The organism is Cupriavidus sp. HY129 (assembly GCF_059492215.1).
The window spans coordinates 1,850,909-1,866,346 of the sequence record NZ_CP083254.1; the positions used below are offsets into that span (position 1 = coordinate 1,850,909).

14 protein-coding genes are annotated in these 15,438 nt (G+C 62.8%); 1 reads left to right on the forward strand and 13 read right to left on the reverse strand.

Going from position 1 to position 15,438, the window contains the following annotated elements; translation table 11 throughout:
* Positions 1-61: 61 nt before the first annotated feature.
* The 7 genes from K6G35_RS08375 to K6G35_RS08405 form a co-directional block, all read right to left on the reverse strand.
* On the reverse strand, positions 62-1,075 hold the full coding sequence (locus tag K6G35_RS08375; protein ID WP_008650229.1) for an NADP-dependent oxidoreductase: 1,014 nt from the start codon (positions 1,073-1,075) through the stop codon (positions 62-64).
* Between the two features lie 55 nt (positions 1,076-1,130).
* Complete coding sequence (locus K6G35_RS08380; RefSeq protein ID WP_024569840.1) at positions 1,131-1,562, reverse strand: PaaI family thioesterase; 432 nt, start codon at positions 1,560-1,562, stop codon at positions 1,131-1,133.
* Positions 1,563-1,654: 92 nt separating this feature from the next.
* Complete coding sequence (locus tag K6G35_RS08385; protein WP_008650231.1) at positions 1,655-2,437, reverse strand: SDR family oxidoreductase; 783 nt, start codon at positions 2,435-2,437, stop codon at positions 1,655-1,657.
* A 91-nt stretch (positions 2,438-2,528) separates the two neighbouring features.
* Positions 2,529-4,388, reverse strand: a complete 1,860-nt coding sequence (locus K6G35_RS08390; RefSeq protein WP_495675548.1) for an acyl-CoA dehydrogenase — start codon at positions 4,386-4,388, stop codon at positions 2,529-2,531.
* Positions 4,389-4,602: 214 nt separating this feature from the next.
* Entirely contained in the window at positions 4,603-5,781 is a 1,179-nt protein-coding gene (locus K6G35_RS08395; RefSeq protein ID WP_008650233.1) for an acetyl-CoA C-acyltransferase, read from the reverse strand.
* Between the two features lie 80 nt (positions 5,782-5,861).
* Entirely contained in the window at positions 5,862-6,527 is a 666-nt protein-coding gene (gene pncA / locus K6G35_RS08400) for a bifunctional nicotinamidase/pyrazinamidase (RefSeq protein WP_495675549.1), read from the reverse strand.
* A gap of 36 nt (positions 6,528-6,563) precedes the next feature.
* Positions 6,564-8,645, reverse strand: a complete 2,082-nt coding sequence (locus K6G35_RS08405; RefSeq protein WP_008650235.1) for a 3-hydroxyacyl-CoA dehydrogenase NAD-binding domain-containing protein — start codon at positions 8,643-8,645, stop codon at positions 6,564-6,566.
* A 466-nt stretch (positions 8,646-9,111) separates the two neighbouring features.
* Between K6G35_RS08405 and K6G35_RS08410 the strand changes: the two genes are divergently transcribed.
* A complete protein-coding gene (locus K6G35_RS08410) occupies positions 9,112-10,593 on the forward strand; it encodes an amino acid permease (RefSeq protein ID WP_008650236.1) in 1,482 nt (493 codons plus the stop codon).
* 81 nt (positions 10,594-10,674) lie between these two features.
* Here the strand turns inward: K6G35_RS08410 and K6G35_RS08415 are convergent, their stop codons facing one another.
* The 6 genes from K6G35_RS08415 to K6G35_RS08440 all read right to left on the reverse strand — a co-directional run bounded on the left by K6G35_RS08415 (position 10,675) and on the right by K6G35_RS08440 (position 15,396).
* Positions 10,675-10,815 carry a hypothetical protein gene (locus tag K6G35_RS08415; protein ID WP_008650237.1) on the reverse strand — a complete coding sequence of 47 codons (141 nt, stop codon included), beginning with the start codon at positions 10,813-10,815 and terminating at the stop codon, positions 10,675-10,677.
* 23 nt (positions 10,816-10,838) lie between these two features.
* Positions 10,839-11,297 carry a hypothetical protein gene (locus K6G35_RS08420; protein ID WP_040011217.1) on the reverse strand — a complete coding sequence of 153 codons (459 nt, stop codon included), beginning with the start codon at positions 11,295-11,297 and terminating at the stop codon, positions 10,839-10,841.
* A gap of 348 nt (positions 11,298-11,645) precedes the next feature.
* A complete protein-coding gene (locus tag K6G35_RS08425) occupies positions 11,646-12,359 on the reverse strand; it encodes an ABC transporter ATP-binding protein (protein WP_495675550.1) in 714 nt (237 codons plus the stop codon).
* Positions 12,356-13,132, reverse strand: a complete 777-nt coding sequence (locus K6G35_RS08430) for an ABC transporter ATP-binding protein (RefSeq protein ID WP_008650242.1) — start codon at positions 13,130-13,132, stop codon at positions 12,356-12,358. The genes K6G35_RS08425 and K6G35_RS08430 overlap by 4 nt, the downstream gene beginning before the upstream one ends.
* Positions 13,132-14,445 (reverse strand): branched-chain amino acid ABC transporter permease, encoded by a 1,314-nt coding sequence (locus K6G35_RS08435; protein WP_008650243.1) that lies wholly within the window; start codon positions 14,443-14,445, stop codon positions 13,132-13,134. Before K6G35_RS08435 ends, K6G35_RS08430 begins: the two co-directional genes overlap by 1 nt.
* A 3-nt stretch (positions 14,446-14,448) precedes the next feature.
* Positions 14,449-15,396: a branched-chain amino acid ABC transporter permease gene (locus K6G35_RS08440; protein ID WP_029307826.1), complete on the reverse strand. Its 948-nt coding sequence runs from the start codon at positions 15,394-15,396 to the stop codon at positions 14,449-14,451.
* Positions 15,397-15,438 lie beyond the last annotated feature (42 nt).

Consider the following 15,438-nt stretch of genomic DNA (forward strand, 5'->3'; position numbering starts at 1 on the left):
TCTCCTGTACTTTCTTTGTCTATTTGTCTATTTGCGGGGGTGTACTGCGTCGAAGGCGGCCTTATGCCAGCTTCACGAGCTGCTTGCCGAAGTTCTTGCCCTTGAGCAGCCCGATGAATGCCTCGGGTGCGCTGGCCAGACCTTCGGCAATGCTCTCGCGGAACTTGATCTTGCCCTGCGCGACGTGGGTACCCAGTTCCCGCAGTGCCTGCGGCCAGAGTTCCATATGCTCGGACACGATAAAGCCCTCGATCTTCGCGCGCGCCACCAGAATCGCGCGCGGATTGCGAATCGGCATGTCCTGGCCGTCATAGCCAGCGATCAGACCGCAAACCGCGATGCGCGCGAACGGGTTCAGACGGGCAAGCACGACGTCGAGGATGTCTCCACCGACGTTCTCGAAGTAGCCGTCGATGCCCTTCGGCGTGACCGCCTTGACCATCGCGTACAGTTCCTTCGCGTCCTTGGCAGCCTTGTAGTCCACGCAGGCATCGAAGCCAAGCTCATTGACCACGTAGTCGCACTTTTCCTTGCCGCCGGCCACGCCTACCACGTAGCAGCCGGCCAGCTTGGCAAGCTGCCCCACCACGCTACCCACCGCGCCGGACGCCGCGCTGACGACAACCGTCTCGCCGGCCTTCGGCGCGATGATCTTGTTCAGGCCATACCAGGCCGTCACGCCCGGCATCCCCACCGAACCCAGATAGGCGGACAGCGGAATGTGCGTGGTGTCGACCTTCTGCATCATGCTGCCGTCGCTCACGCCAAGCTCCTGCCAGCCGAACATGCCGATGACCTTGTCACCGACGTTCCACTTGGGATTCTTGCTGGCGATGACTTCGCCGACGGTACCGCCAATCATCACTTCATTGAGCGGCTGCGGATCGGCATACGACTTGCTATCGCTCATGCGCCCGCGCATGTACGGATCGAGCGACAGGAAATGATTGCGCACCAGCACCTGGCCGTCGGCCAGTTCGGGGACCGGCAATTCCTCGATGCGGAAATTGTCGGGGGTGACCGCTGCTTCCGGGCGCGAAGCCAGGACGATGCGCTTGTACGTTTGCTTCGACATGATCGGTTCCTTCGCTCGTTTGAGGTTAGAGAGGTATTGCGCTGGCGCGACGGGATCAGCCGTCCGCGCCCGAATCGGCCGCGCCGGATTCCCGCTTGGGTGGCACGCGCTTGATGTACTTGAACGTCCCGGATGCCTTGGCGACGATCTTGCCTTCCGCGTCGACAATCTCGCCCTCGCAGAACACCATGGTCGAGGTGCGATGCACGGCCAGGCCGCGCGCGAACACCTTGCCGCGCCCGGGGGCCATGAAGCTCGTCTTCATTTCGATCGTGACCACGCCACGGCCTTCGGCATCCAACGAACGTCCGGCGATGGCCATGGCCACGTCGAGCAGGGTCATGGTCACACCACCGTGGGCCATGTCCCAGCTGTTCTGGTGGCGCTTCTGCAGGTCGAGTTCGATCTCGCTGCGGCCGTTCTCCATGAAATTGCAGAGCACGCCGAGATCAGCGAGGAATGGGATGGTGAGTTGGCGTTGCGTCATATCCTTGGGGGCAGTGAAAAACAGATTGCGCAATTATGCTCTTTGTCTGCTTCCCTTTCCCGCGTGCTAGAAAGGGAAGCTGCCGCGCGTGATCAGACTGCGCTGACGCCCCCATCTACCGCCAGGATCTGGCCGGTGATGTGCTTGCCGGCATCCGAGGCAAACAGCAGTGCCGCGCCCTTCAGATCGTCGTCATCGCCCAGACGATGCAGCGGAACGCCTTCGCACATTTTGTCCACGCCCATGCGGTCCAGCGACCCCTGCGTCATCTTCGACGGGAAGAAGCCCGGAGCCAGCGCGTTGACGGTGATGTTGTGCTCGCCCCACTCGCCCGCCAGCGTGCGCGTGAAGTTGACCACGGCGCCCTTCGACGTGTTGTAGGCAATGGTCTCCATCGAACCCGGCGGGTTCCCGGCCAGGCCCGCGATCGACGCGACGTTGATGATCCTGCCACTGCGACGCGGAATCATCGACAGCTTGCCAATCCGCTGCGTCAGCAGGAACAGGCCGCGGATGTTCAGGTTCATCACCTTGTCCCAGGCCTCGACCGGATGATCCTCGGCCGGCGCGCCCCAGGTGGCCCCGGCGTTGTTGACGAGGATATCGACGTGTCCGAGCTTCGCCAGCGCCTCGTCGGCCAGCCGGGCAATTTCGGCATCGCGCGAGCCATCCGCGGCGATCCATTCCGCCGCAATGCCACGCGACTTCAGGTGTTCCTGCGCGGCCTGCAGTTCATCGGCCTTGCGGGCCGACAGCACCACGCGGGCGCCCTGTTCACCTAGTGCTTCGGCAATCTGCAGCCCCAGGCCGCGCGATCCGCCAGTAATCAGCGCTGTACGGCCCTTGAGGTCGAACAATTGCTGGATGGTCCTCATGTTGTCTCCCGTTTTATCCTTCTTCGCCGCTACACAAATGAAGCGAAGCGGCTCTGGCTAGACGCCAGAATCGTCTTTTAGTGGCTTGCGTTCAGAACCAGGCGTCCTGCATGTCGAGCGTCGTACGATCGAGCGATGCAAGCAGGTCGAGTTGCGGGTACACCTTCGGCAACTCGAAGTTGAAGAAGAACGCCGCCGCTGCCAGCTTGCCACGATAGAAATCGGCATCCTCGCCCTTGGCGTTCGACAGCGCGGCCTGCGCTACCAGCACCTGCTCAAGCCAGATCCACGCCATGACTACATGGCCGAATGCCTCCAGATATACCGACGCGTTGGCCAGCGTGACATTCGAATCTCCGGCCGCCCACAGCGTGCGCGTGACCTCGGCCAGGCGCGCGGTGGCAGCGCCAAGCGCGCGGGCCTGCTCGCCCAGCGTCTTGTCACCCGTGGCCTGCGCCCGCTGGCAAGTGTCCTGCACGCGCTTGCCGAGCAACTGGAACGCGGCGCCGTCCTGCATCACCACCTTGCGGCCCAGCAGGTCCAGACCCTGGATACCGTGCGTGCCTTCGTGAATCGGATTGAGGCGGTTGTCGCGATAGAACTGCTCGACGTTGTACTCACGTGTGTAGCCGTAGCCACCATGCACCTGGATGGCCAGGCTATTGGCTTCCAGGCACCACTGCGACGGCCAGCTCTTGGCGATCGGCGTGAGGATATCCAGCAGCAGCGACAGCTCGCGTTGCCGCTCGGCCTCGCCGGCCGCCTTGGCCGCGTGCTCGTCGTCGACCAGCCGCGCGCAGTACAGGTTCAGCGCCAGACCGCCTTCGACGTAGCTCTTTTGCGCCAGCAACATCCGACGGACGTCGGCATGTTCGACCAGCTTGACCTGCGGGCTCGCCGGATCCTTGCCCTGCGGGCCCACCGGGCGGCCCTGCGGACGATTGCGCGCGTAGTCCAGCGCGTGGAGGTAACCGGTATAGCCAAGTGCCACCGCGCCGAGGCCGACGCCAATGCGCGCCTCGTTCATCATGTGGAACATGCAGGCCAGGCCCTTGTGCGCTTCGCCGACCAGATAACCGATCGCACCCGCCTTGCCATTCGGGCGGTACTTCATGCCCTCGCCGAAGTTCAGCAGACAGTTGGTGGTGCCACGGTAGCCCATCTTGTGGTTCAGGCCAGCCAGCACGACGTCGTTGTGCTCGCCCAGCGAGCCATCCTCGTTGACGAGGTACTTCGGCACGATGAACAGCGAGATGCCCTTCACACCGGGGATCAGCTTGCCATCCGGGCCGGGGATCTTGGCCAGCACGAGGTGGACGATATTGTCCGAGAGCTCATGCTCGCCCGCCGAGATCCACATCTTGTTGCCGCGCAGCCGATACTGCTGGCCCAATGGCGACTCGCCTTCGTAGTCGGCGCGGGTGGTGATGTCCGAGAGCGACGAGCCCGCCTGCGGTTCCGACAGGCACATCGTGCCAAAGAAGCGACCTTCCAGTTCGGGACGCACGAACGTATCGATCTGTGCCGGCGTGCCGTGCGTGAGCAGCAGGTTCGAGTTACCGATCGTCAGGAACGGGTACGAACTCGTGCCAACGTTGGCGGCCTTGAAGTAGGCGAACGCGGCTTTCTCCAGCGTGACGGGCAACTGCATGCCGCCGTACTCATAGTCCTGGCCGGCGGCCATCAGGCCCGCTTCGCAGAAGGCCTTCAGCGCGGTCTTGACTTCGGGGATGATCGTGACCGTCTCGCCATCGAAATGCGGCTCCTGGGCATCGCTTTTCTTGTTGTGCGGGGCGAACAGATCGGTGGCGATTTTCTCGCACGTATCCAGCGCGGCGTCGAACGTCTCACGCGAGTGATCGGAAAATCGGGGAATCTGTGTCAGTTCCTCGGCCTTGAGCCATTCGTACAGAACGAAGTTGAGGTCACGACGGGAAAGAATCAGCGACATGGAATAGGAAGCTCCGGGCTGAAACGAAAGGCGGCTTGGCCTTCAGTATGCGGTGAGGGAAAAGCTCCCCTCTCCCGCCAAGCGGCAGAGGGGTTGGGGGAGCAGGCGCTGCGGCGCGGCTTGCGACAGATTGCCGCCTGAACCGGAAAGCTCGCTCCCCCGCCCCTCTCCCATTGCATGAGAGAGGGGGAACACAGTGTGTGCCCGAGATGCCTTACAGCACTTCGAACAGGCCGGCGGCACCCTGACCGCCGCCGATGCACATCGTCACCACGACGTACTTGACGCCACGGCGCTTGCCTTCGATCAGCGCATGGCCGACCAGACGCGCGCCCGACACACCGTACGGGTGACCCACGGCGATCGCGCCGCCGTTGACGTTCAGGCGATCCATCGGGATGCCCAGCTTGTCGGCGCAGTACAGCACCTGCACGGCGAACGCTTCGTTCAGTTCCCACAGACCGATGTCGTCAACCTTCAGGCCAGCCTTCTTCAGCAGCTTCGGCACCGCGAACACCGGGCCGATACCCATCTCGTCAGGCTCGCAACCCGCCACGGCAAAACCGCGGAAGACGCCCAGCGGCTGCAGACCCTTGGCGGCGGCCACGCGTGCGTTCATCACGACGGCTGCCGAGGCGCCATCCGAGAACTGCGAGGCATTGCCGGCGGTGATCACGCCACCCGGCATGGCCGTGCGGATCTTCGACACGGCTTCCAGCGTGGTGTCGGCACGGATACCTTCGTCGGCGTCGATCGTGACTTCCTTCGTCATCAGCTGGCCGGTGGCCTTGTCGGCCACGCCTGCCAGCACCGTCATCGGCACGATTTCGTCCTTGAACTTGCCGGCTTCCAGGGCAGCGGCGGCACGCAGTTGGCTCTGCACGCCGTACTCGTCCTGGCGATCCTTGCCGATGTTGTAGCGCTTGGCCACGTTCTCGGCGGTCTGCAGCATGCTCCAGTAGATTTCCGGCTTGTTCTTGTTCAGCCAGCTTTCCTGAATCATGTGGCGGTTCATGTCCTGCTGAACGCACGAGATCGACTCCACGCCGCCAGCGACGAAGATGTCGCCCTCATCGGCGATCACACGCTGCGCGGCCATGGCGATGGTCTGCAGGCCGGACGAGCAGAAACGGTTCACGGTGGCACCCGGCACGGTCACCGGGCAACCAGCGCGCAGGGCGATCTGGCGCGCGATGTTGGCGCCGGTGGCGCCCTCGGGGTTGGCACAACCCATCAGCACGTCTTCCACTTCACCGGCTTCGATCTTCGCGCGGGCGATGGCGTGCTGAACGGCATGACCGCCCAGGGTCGCGCCGTGGGTCATGTTGAAAGCGCCCTTCCAGCTCTTGGCCAGCCCGGTGCGGGCGGTGGATACGATGACTGCCTCGTTCATGTGTTGCTCCTCGGTATCTTGGTGTCTCTTGCAAACTTGCGAGAAATATTCGGTGTATTCGGCTTTCGTTGCGTGACGCTTCAGGACTCAGGGAGCCAGGGATTGTGCATACCGGCACCAGACCGCAGTGCGTCGGTAGTCGTGCGACGAACACCGGCCGCAGCCAGTTCTCGCCATGCCTGGTCGAGCGATCCGTTCAGATCGATCGCGCGGCAGGCATCTTCCACGACCACCGCCTCGAAGCCCGCTGCACGCGCGTCGAGCGCGGTCCAGGCCACGCAGTAATCCGTTGCCAACCCGACGCAGACCACCCGGCGAACGCCCTGCTCGCGCAGATAGCCAGCCAGTCCGGTCTTCGTCGTGCGGTCCGCCTCCATGAACGCGCTGTAGCTGTCCACGTTGGCGTGGTGACCCTTGCGGATCACCATCCGCGCGTGCGGGATGCGCAGGTCCGCATGTAGCGCGGCGCCAGGCGTGCCCTGCACGCAGTGATCGGGCCACAGCACTTGCTCGCCATACGGCAACATCATGGTCTGGAACGGCGCGGTACCGACATGGCTCGTGGCGAAGGACACATGACCGGCGGGATGCCAGTCCTGCGTCAGCACCACGTGCTCGAATGCCGGCGCCAACCCGGTGATGACCGGCACGACTTCATCGCCGCGCGGCACGGCCAGCGCGCCCCCCGGCATGAAGTCGTTCTGCACATCGATCACCAGCAGGCAATCCTGCGCGCCGTAGGCCATGATTCGCGTTATCCCTTTGCGTTCACGCGGTCGCGATCAGCCGTTGAAGCCCTTGCCCTCGTCTGCCAGCTTCTGCAGCAGCGGTGCCACCACCCACGCTTCGCCGTGGTAACCCTTGGCATAGCGCTTCATGGACTGGGCCACGTTGTACAGGCCGACCTGGTCCGCGTACAGCATCGGGCCACCACGGAACAGCGGGAAGCCGTAGCCGGTCAGGTAGACCATGTCGATGTCCGACGCCTTCGAGGCAATGCCTTCCTCCAGGATCTTGGCGCCTTCGTTCACCAGTGCAAACACCAGACGTTCAACGATTTCCTCGTCCGAGATCTTGCGGCGCGTGATGCCGAGCTCCTTCGAGTGCTCGACGATCATGTCGTTGACCTGCTTGTTCGGGTACGGCTTGCGATCACCAGCCTTGTAGTCGTACCAGCCTGCGCCGGTCTTCTGACCGAAGCGGCCCATCTCGCAGAGCTTGTCGGCGGTCTTCGAGTACTGGATGTCCGGCTTGTCCACGGCGCGGCGCTTGCGGATCGCCCAGCCGATGTCGTTGCCAGCCAGATCGCCCATGCGGAACGGACCCATCGCGAAACCGAACTTCTCGATGGCCTTGTCCACTTGCTCGGGCAGCGCGCCTTCGTCCAGCAGGTAGCCGGCCTGGCGGCTGTACTGCTCGATCATGCGATTGCCGATGAAGCCGTCGCAGACGCCCGACACCACGGCCGTCTTCTTGATCTTCTTGCCGATCTGCATGACGGTGGCCAGCACGTCCTTGCCGGTCTTCTCGCCGCGCACCACTTCCAGCAGCTTCATCACGTTGGCCGGGCTGAAGAAGTGCATGCCGACCACGTCTTGCGGACGACGCGTGAACGAGGCAATCTTGTTGACGTCCAGCGTGGAGGTATTGGAGGCCAGGATCGCGCCGTCCTTCATCACTTCGTCCAGCTTCTTGAAGACGGTTTCCTTGACGCCCATTTCTTCGAACACGGCCTCGATCACGAGGTCGGCGTTCTTGATGTCGTCATAGGACATCGTGGTGGTCAGCAGGCCCATGCGCTGCTCGACCTTCTCCTGCGTCAGCTTGCCCTTCTTGGCGCTGTTCTCGTAGTTGCGGCGGATCGTGGCCACGCCGCGCTCCAGCGCTTCCTGCTTCATTTCCAGCATCGTCACGGGGATGCCGGCGTTCAGGAAGTTCATCGTGATGCCGCCACCCATCGTGCCGGCGCCGATCACGGCAACGCGCTCGATCTTGCGTACCGGGGTACCTTCGGGCACATCGGGGATCTTGCTGGCGGCGCGCTCGCCAAAGAACGCGTGACGAAGCGCGCGCGATTCCGGCGTGCCGACGAGGTACATGAAGCCATCACGCTCGTCCTTCAGGCCAGCCTCGAACGGCTTCAGCGAAGCCGCCACGGCATCCACGCACTTCAGCGGGGCCGGGAAATTCTTGGCCACGGCAGCCACGGTATTGCGGGCGAAGGCCAGGAAGCCTTCGGCGTTCTCGTGGCGCACCTTCAGGTCGCGCACCTTCGGGTACGGTCCCGGCGCGGCAGCCACGCTCTGGGCGAACTTGACCGCGGCAGGCAGCACGTCGCCATCGACGATCTCGTCGAACAGCTTCGAACCGGCGAACTTCTCCGACGGAATCGCGGTGCCGGACACGATCATGTTCAGCGCGTGCTCCAGGCCGATCAGGCGCGGCAGGCGTTGCGTGCCACCAGCGCCCGGCAGCAGGCCGAGCTTGACTTCCGGCAGCGCGATCTGGGCGCCCTTGGCGGCCACGCGATAGTTACAGCCCAGTGCCAGTTCCAGGCCGCCACCCATGGCGACCGAGTGAATTGCCGCCACGATCGGCTTGGTCGAGGCTTCCAGGGCGCGGATCACCGAGTGCAGCGTCGGCTCCTGCGTGGCCTTGGGCGTGTTGAATTCGCGGATGTCGGCGCCGCCCGAGAAAGCCTTGCCGGCGCCGGTAATGACCACTGCCTTGACGGCCGCGTCATCCAGCGCACGGGTCAAGCCTTCGACGATGCCAAGGCGGGTGCTATGACCGAGGCCGTTGACGGGGGGATTGTCGAGTGTGATGACGGCTACGCCGTCCTGAACCTGATACTGCGCTGTCATACGCGTTCCTTTGGTGTCTGGATTTTGTCTCGGGATTCGAATTCTCGAATGAAGGGGTACCGCCAGGACCGCGGGTTGATGGTGTTATGCCCCGCAATCCCTTGCCACACAAGCCATCCGGCTCGAAAGCGGATCAAGCATACACAAAATAGCACGGTCGTTCAATTTCATTTTTCGACCGCGCAAACCGCGTTATGCGCGGCCTTCATGCCGGATTTGTCCGGCGTTCATGGTGATCCTGCGCGCGGCCCAAATCCCTCAGGGGGAACCCGTAGAGACATCTCTCCCCTATGCCTGCCACGCCACTTCCGAGACGAATTCGACACCCTGCACTACTTTATTTGATACACGCCTCGAATCCATCGAAAAAGGCACGGTAGACTCGCGCCTTTCGTTTTTCCGGGGTGATGCGGCCGGTCCACAAGACCTAGTCCAACCAGGCCCCTCCGACGATCCAGCGACCCTGATGTCCCATCCACACCCTCATCAACACCCGGTCGTCGAGCACGACGACCTGCACCGCAAGCTCAAGGCACGCCACCTGACGATGATCGCCCTGGGTGGCGCCATCGGCACCGGATTGTTTGTCGCCTCGGGCGCGTCCATCGCACAGTCCGGCCCCGGCGGCGCCCTGCTGGCCTACTGCCTGATCGGCCTGATGGTGTACTGCCTGATGACCAGCCTTGGCGAGCTCGCGGTGCACATGCCCGTGGCAGGGTCATTCGTGACTTACAGCGCCCTCTACGTCGACGAGGGCTTTGGCTTCGCACTTGGCTGGAACTACTGGTTCAGCCTCGCTGTGACAATTGCCGTCGAACTGACGGCAGCCCAGTTGGTCATGCAGTACTGGTTCCCGGAGGTACCGGGCATCTACTGGAGCGCGGGCTTTCTGGCACTGATGTTCGCGCTCAATGCGTTCTCGGTGAAGGGCTTCGGCGAGGCCGAGTACTGGTTCGCCATGATAAAGGTTGTAACCGTCGTCGTTTTCCTGTGCGTGGGCGTGCTGATGATCCTCGGCATCCTCAAAGGTGGGCCACAATCGGGCTGGCACAACTTCACGACCGGCGAAGCCCCATTCGTCGGTGGCCTCCCCGGGCTCTTCGCGGTGGCGATGATCGCCGGCTTCTCATTTCAGGGAACCGAGACGGTCGGCGTGGCGGCCGGCGAAGCCGCTGACCCCGGACGCACGATTCCGCGCGCGATCCGACAGACGTTCTGGCGCATCCTGCTGTTCTACGTCGTCGCCATCCTGATCATTGGCGTGCTGATTCCGTACACCGACCCGAACTTGCTCCGCAATGACGTGACCGACGTTGGCGTCAGCCCGTTTGCACTTGTCTTCCAGCACGCCGGCCTGGCTTTCGCCGCGGCGCTGATGAACGCCGTGGTGCTGACCGCACTGCTCTCGGCGGGGACATCGAGCATGTATGTTTCGACTCGGATTCTCTATGGCCTGGCGGTCAGCCAGCGCGCCCCGAGGGCACTGGCCAAGCTCACCCGGAACGGCGTGCCATTCAACGCGCTACTGGTGACCACGGGCATCGGCGCGCTGTGCTTCTTCAGTTCGCTGTTCGGCGACAAGGCCGTGTACCTGTGGCTGCTCAACACCTCGGCAATGACCGGCTTCTTCGCGTGGCTCGGTATCGCCGTCAGCCACTATCGTTTCCGCAAGGGTCTGCTGTATCAGGGCTACAAGGTCAGCGATCTCGCCTACCGCTCTCCGCTCTATCCGTTCGGCCCGATCTTCGCTGGCGTCCTGTGTCTCGTCATCGTGGGCGGCCAGAACTATCAGGCATTCACTGACATCCCCGGCCGTTGGCAAGAGATCGTCTCGACCTACATTGGTGTGCCAGTCTTCCTGGCGCTCTGGCTCGGCTACCGAATCGTACGCGGCACGCGCATGATCGACTACGAAGACATGCCGTTTGAACTGGTAAAGAAGGACTGATCGCCGACGCTTGCTGGCGTCACGGCACCGAAAGCGCTAGCGCCCGCATTGCGGGCGCTTTTGCCTGGGGAACGAGATCACTCACTGGCTTCGCTTCAGCAGCTCATACATCGCTCCACCCATGGTTCCTACGGATACCAGTGTCAGGACGGTGAGAAAGCGATCCATGACCTTCGTGAAGAACACCTTGTCTTCATGCATCCTGCTGAGAAATCTAATCATAGTTACTCCTGTCGAGTTGGAAACTACAAGGGCAAGTGCGGCCTGACTAGGGCCACGTAGCCCACAAAATGGACACCCCCGCTCATGCATGTGAGCCAGATCCAGGAACGTGGGATCCTTTGTGCTTGCGAATGCGCGAGAACGTCACGCTGATGCGCATCCATGGTGGCAAACAGCACAAGCACGGATGCCGCGACGATCACCACCACGTGGATCACCATAACGAACCAGATGTACGGCCGAAGAGCATCCGATACACCGGGTACCTCGAGCGCGGTGGCCAGCAGGTGACAGGCGCTGGCGCTCATCGGAATCACGGCCCAAAGCAATTGACCCCCTTTGATGGCGTGCCAGACGATGCCCCGGCGGTGCGCGCGAAAGAAACTCGGGACGCGAGCCAAAGGCAGCAGTGCTAACGGTGCGCCCAACGGCAGCGCTACGTTGAACACAAACCAGCCGAATAGCTCGATGACGCCGTCCATATGAACCTTGAAGTGTGAGAATGGCGTGCCAGGCACGCAACCCGTACGCCGACGCGCGTCGACGACACGGGCAATCCTAGGCATCGTGGCAACGAGGGCCAAGTGCCAGAGTCTCAAAATGATGGCGGGGTGGATTGCGATTGCGCAGGGTCAATCGCGCGGCGTCAGATCAGCTCGGGGGGACGAGAACGCCAGCGCAGTCTGACGCGCATGGCAAAGCGCCTTGCTCACCCGTGTGAGAAAGGCGCTTTGAATATACAGCAGTGGATTGAACAACAGCCGGGGGCCGGCCATCGAGATGCGGCGCCGATATGTCTCTGGCCTGGGATCTGAATCCCGGCCCAGCACCTACACCTCCAGCCACTCCTTCCGTATCTGCGCATTCGCCTTCAGTTCAACGGGGGTCCCCTCGAAGACGATATGGCCGTGGCCCATCACATAGACGCGCTGTGAAATGTCGAGCGCGATCGCCAGCTTCTGCTCGATCAGCAGCACCGAGATACCGCGCTCCTTGAGCGTCTTCAGGAAATCTCCCACCAGCGTGACGATCATTGGCGCGAGGCCCTCGGTGGGTTCGTCGATCAGGACCAGGTCCGGGTCGCCCATCAGCGTGCGGCATAGCGTCAGCATCTGCTGTTCGCCGCCCGACAGCACGCCGGCCGGCGTATTCTCCCGCTCCTTGAGCCTTGGGAACATCTTATACATGTCCGCGACGGACCAGCGTGGCTTGGCCTGGCGGGGATTACGCTTCTCGCCGAGGGTCAGGTTCTGCCGCACGGTCAGCGTCGGGAAGATGTCGCGATTCTCCGGCACGTAGCCGATCCCCGCATGCGCGATCTCGAACGTGCGGCGCCCGAGCATTTCCTCGCCCCGGAACTTGACCGAGCCCTCCGCCTTCACCATGCCGAGTATCGCCTTGGCCATGGTCGATCGCCCCACACCGTTGCGGCCGAGCAGTGCGACGATTTCGCCCTGGTCCACATGCGCATCCACGCCGTGGAGGATATGGCTCTTGCCGTAGTAGGCGTGCAACCCGGTGACTTCCAGCATCCGCGTGCTCATCCGTGCGCTCCCTCGGTGGCCGGTTCATCCAGCGTGGTACCCAGATAAGCCTCCTTGACCTTGCGATTGCTCCGAATCGCCTCGGGTGTATCGGTGGCGATGACCTCGCCATAGACCAGCACGGAGATCCTGTCGGCCAGGCCAAACACGACGCTCATGTCGTGCTCCACCATCACCAGCGTCTTGCCGACGGTAACCTTCCGGATCAGTTCCACGGCATGGTCAGACTCGGAGCGGCTCATGCCAGCCGTCGGCTCGTCGAGCAGGATGACCTCGGCCCCGCCGGCGATCGTGATGCCGATTTCCAGCGCGCGCTGCTCCGCATAGGTCAACAAGCCGGCCTGCGTATTGCGCCGATGCTCCATGCCGATCAGTTCGAGCACTTCCTCGGCCCGCTCGCGCGCGTCGCGCAGTTCGGACAGGCGGTGCCAGAACGAATACTTATAGCCGAGCGACCAGAGCACCGCGCAACGCAGGTTCTCGAACACGGACAGCCGATGAAAGATGTTCGTGATCTGGAAGCTGCGCGAGAGCCCCATCCGGTTGATCTCGAACGGCCGCAGTCCGGCGATGCTTTGCCCGTTCAGCTTCACGCTGCCCGACGTCGGCGCGAATCGACCGGAGATCAGGTTGAACGTGGTGGACTTGCCCGCCCCGTTCGGCCCGATCAGCGCGTGGCGCTCACCTTTGCCAATGGAAAGGGTGACGCCCCGGATAATCTCGGTCTGGCCGAATCGCTTGCGGACGTCGGAAAGCTCAAGTGCGGGCGTCATCATGCGTGTCCCCCGGTTTGCGTCTGAATCGCATCGAGCTGCGCGCGAACCTGCCCCGCCGCCCAGCGCCACGCCGCATACCCCAGCGCCCACAGCGCCGCAGCAACAATCCATGGCGCGAACGTGCCGGCATCGAAGTTGATGCCCACCAGCGACATTTCCGTGCCATTGGCGCTATCGACCTGCACCTTGTACACCATCTCGACCGTCAGGATCAGCGCTGCCAGCAGCACCGCACCGGCCACTGCAGCCCGCCCGTAGTACGGCAGCATCCGGCCGAACTGCTTCTTTGCCACCAGCGGCATCTGCATCATTAGCAGGCTGGCGATGCCGCCTGGCACGAACATCACCATCATCACGAAGAACAGGCCAAGGTAGAGCAGCCATGCCTTGGTCAGATCGGACAGAGCCACGGCGAACAGCGTGAACACGATGGCGCCAATCACCGGGCCAAAGAACACTCCCGCCCCGCCGATAAACGCCGCAAGCAGCACGCCGCCCGAGCGCACGGCGCTGACGTTCTCCGCCGAGACAATCTCGAAGTTGATCGCTGACAGCGCGCCTGCGATGCCGGCGAAGAACGCGGACAGGATCAGCACCAGATAGCGCACCCGTTGCGTGTTGTAGCCGATGAACTCCACACGCTCGGGGTTATCGCGCACGGCGTTGGCGATACGTCCCAGCGGCGTATGGGTCCACGCATACATCGCCACCATCGACAGCAGGCACCATGCGGCGATCAGGTAATAGACCTGACGGCCATGGCCATATGTGATACCGAGGAACGGCTCGCCGACCACCCGGTTGGTCGAGATACCGCCCTCGCCACCGAAGAAGTCCGGGAACATCAGCGAACTGGCAAAGACCATCTCGCCAATCCCCATCGTGATCATGGCGAACGTGGTACCCGACTTCTTCGTCGTCACGTAGCCGAAGATCACGCCGAAGAACGCCCCGGCCAGCCCACCCACCAGTGGCAGCATCGACACCGGCAGCCAGACCTTGCCCGCGCCGATCATGTTCAGCACGTGCACCGCGATAAACGCGCCAAGCCCGGAATATACGGCGTGCCCGAACGACAACATGCCCGTCTGCCCAAGCAGCATGTTGTACGAGAGCGCGAAGATGATCATGATGCCCATCTGCGACAGCAGCGTCACCGCGAAGCCGCCGCTGAAGATCAATGGCATCACCAGCATCAGCACCACGGTCACGCCCCAGATCAGCCAGCGCAACAGGTTCATCGGGCGGTAGCGCATGGTCCGGCCCGTGACCACCGGATCGGAAGATTGTTGCATCGTCGTCGACTCCATCGCTCAGCTCTCCCGGGTACCCATTAGCCCGCGTGGGCGGAAGATCAGCATTACCACCATCAGCACGTAAGGCAGCACCGGCGCCACCTGGGCAACCGTGAGTTTCCAGAGCGAGCTGAGCGGTGTGGCATCGGTGACCGTCATGCCAAGGCTGCCGAGCAGCCCCGCCATCGAGGCGTCGATGGTCACGGCGAAGGTCTGCAGCACCCCGATCAGGATCGAAGCGATGAACGCCCCCACGAGCGACCCCATGCCACCGACCACAGCCACGACAAATACGATCGACCCGACCGCCGCCGCCATCGACGGCTCGGTCACGAACGCATTGCCGCCGATGACCCCAGCCAGGCCGGCCAGCGCGGCACCGCCGCCGAAGACCATCATGAAGACACGCGGCACGTTGTGACCAAGGGCCTCGACCATCTCGGGATGGGTCAGCGCCGCCTGGATCACCAGACCGATGCGGGTACGTGTGAGCACCAGGTAGATCGCTACCAGCATCCCCAGTGACACGAGCATCATGAACGCACGGTACTTCGGGAACGACGAAGTGAAGACGGTGAAGAGCGGGCCATCCAGTACCTCGGGAATCCGGTACGGCACTGCGGCCAGGCCCCAGACAAGCTTGACCCCTTCTTCGATCAGATAGGCCAGCCCGAAGGTGAACAGCAGTTCGGCGACATGGCCGAACTTATGAACGGTACGCAGGCCGAAGCGCTCCACCAGTGCCCCGGCACCAGCCACCAGCAACGGCGCAAAGATCAGCGCGGGCCAAAAGCCAACCTTGGTGGCAATGGTGTAGGCAAAGTACGCGCCCAGCATGTAGAAACTGGCATGCGCGAAGTTCAGCACACCCATCATGCTGAAGATCAGCGTCAGCCCCGATGACAGCATGAACAGCAACAGCCCATAGCTGACACCGTTCAACAGCGAGATGACAAAAAATTCCACGGCAACTCCTCGGCACCGGAGCATGGCCCGACAAAATCCGCA

Coding starts and splice junctions, on each gene's coding strand:
- K6G35_RS08375 (WP_008650229.1), bottom strand. CDS start 1,075: ATGTCGAAGCAAACGTACAAGCGCATCGTCCTGGCTTCGCGCCCGGAA.
- K6G35_RS08380 (WP_024569840.1), bottom strand. CDS start 1,562: ATGACGCAACGCCAACTCACCATCCCATTCCTCGCTGATCTCGGCGTG.
- K6G35_RS08385 (WP_008650231.1), bottom strand. CDS start 2,437: ATGAGGACCATCCAGCAATTGTTCGACCTCAAGGGCCGTACAGCGCTG.
- K6G35_RS08390 (WP_495675548.1), bottom strand. CDS start 4,388: ATGTCGCTGATTCTTTCCCGTCGTGACCTCAACTTCGTTCTGTACGAA.
- K6G35_RS08395 (WP_008650233.1), bottom strand. CDS start 5,781: ATGAACGAGGCAGTCATCGTATCCACCGCCCGCACCGGGCTGGCCAAG.
- pncA (WP_495675549.1), bottom strand. CDS start 6,527: ATGGCCTACGGCGCGCAGGATTGCCTGCTGGTGATCGATGTGCAGAAC.
- K6G35_RS08405 (WP_008650235.1), bottom strand. CDS start 8,645: ATGACAGCGCAGTATCAGGTTCAGGACGGCGTAGCCGTCATCACACTC.
- K6G35_RS08410 (WP_008650236.1), top strand. CDS start 9,112: ATGTCCCATCCACACCCTCATCAACACCCGGTCGTCGAGCACGACGAC.
- K6G35_RS08415 (WP_008650237.1), bottom strand. CDS start 10,815: ATGATTAGATTTCTCAGCAGGATGCATGAAGACAAGGTGTTCTTCACG.
- K6G35_RS08420 (WP_040011217.1), bottom strand. CDS start 11,297: ATGGACGGCGTCATCGAGCTATTCGGCTGGTTTGTGTTCAACGTAGCG.
- K6G35_RS08425 (WP_495675550.1), bottom strand. CDS start 12,359: ATGAGCACGCGGATGCTGGAAGTCACCGGGTTGCACGCCTACTACGGC.
- K6G35_RS08430 (WP_008650242.1), bottom strand. CDS start 13,132: ATGACGCCCGCACTTGAGCTTTCCGACGTCCGCAAGCGATTCGGCCAG.
- K6G35_RS08435 (WP_008650243.1), bottom strand. CDS start 14,445: ATGGAGTCGACGACGATGCAACAATCTTCCGATCCGGTGGTCACGGGC.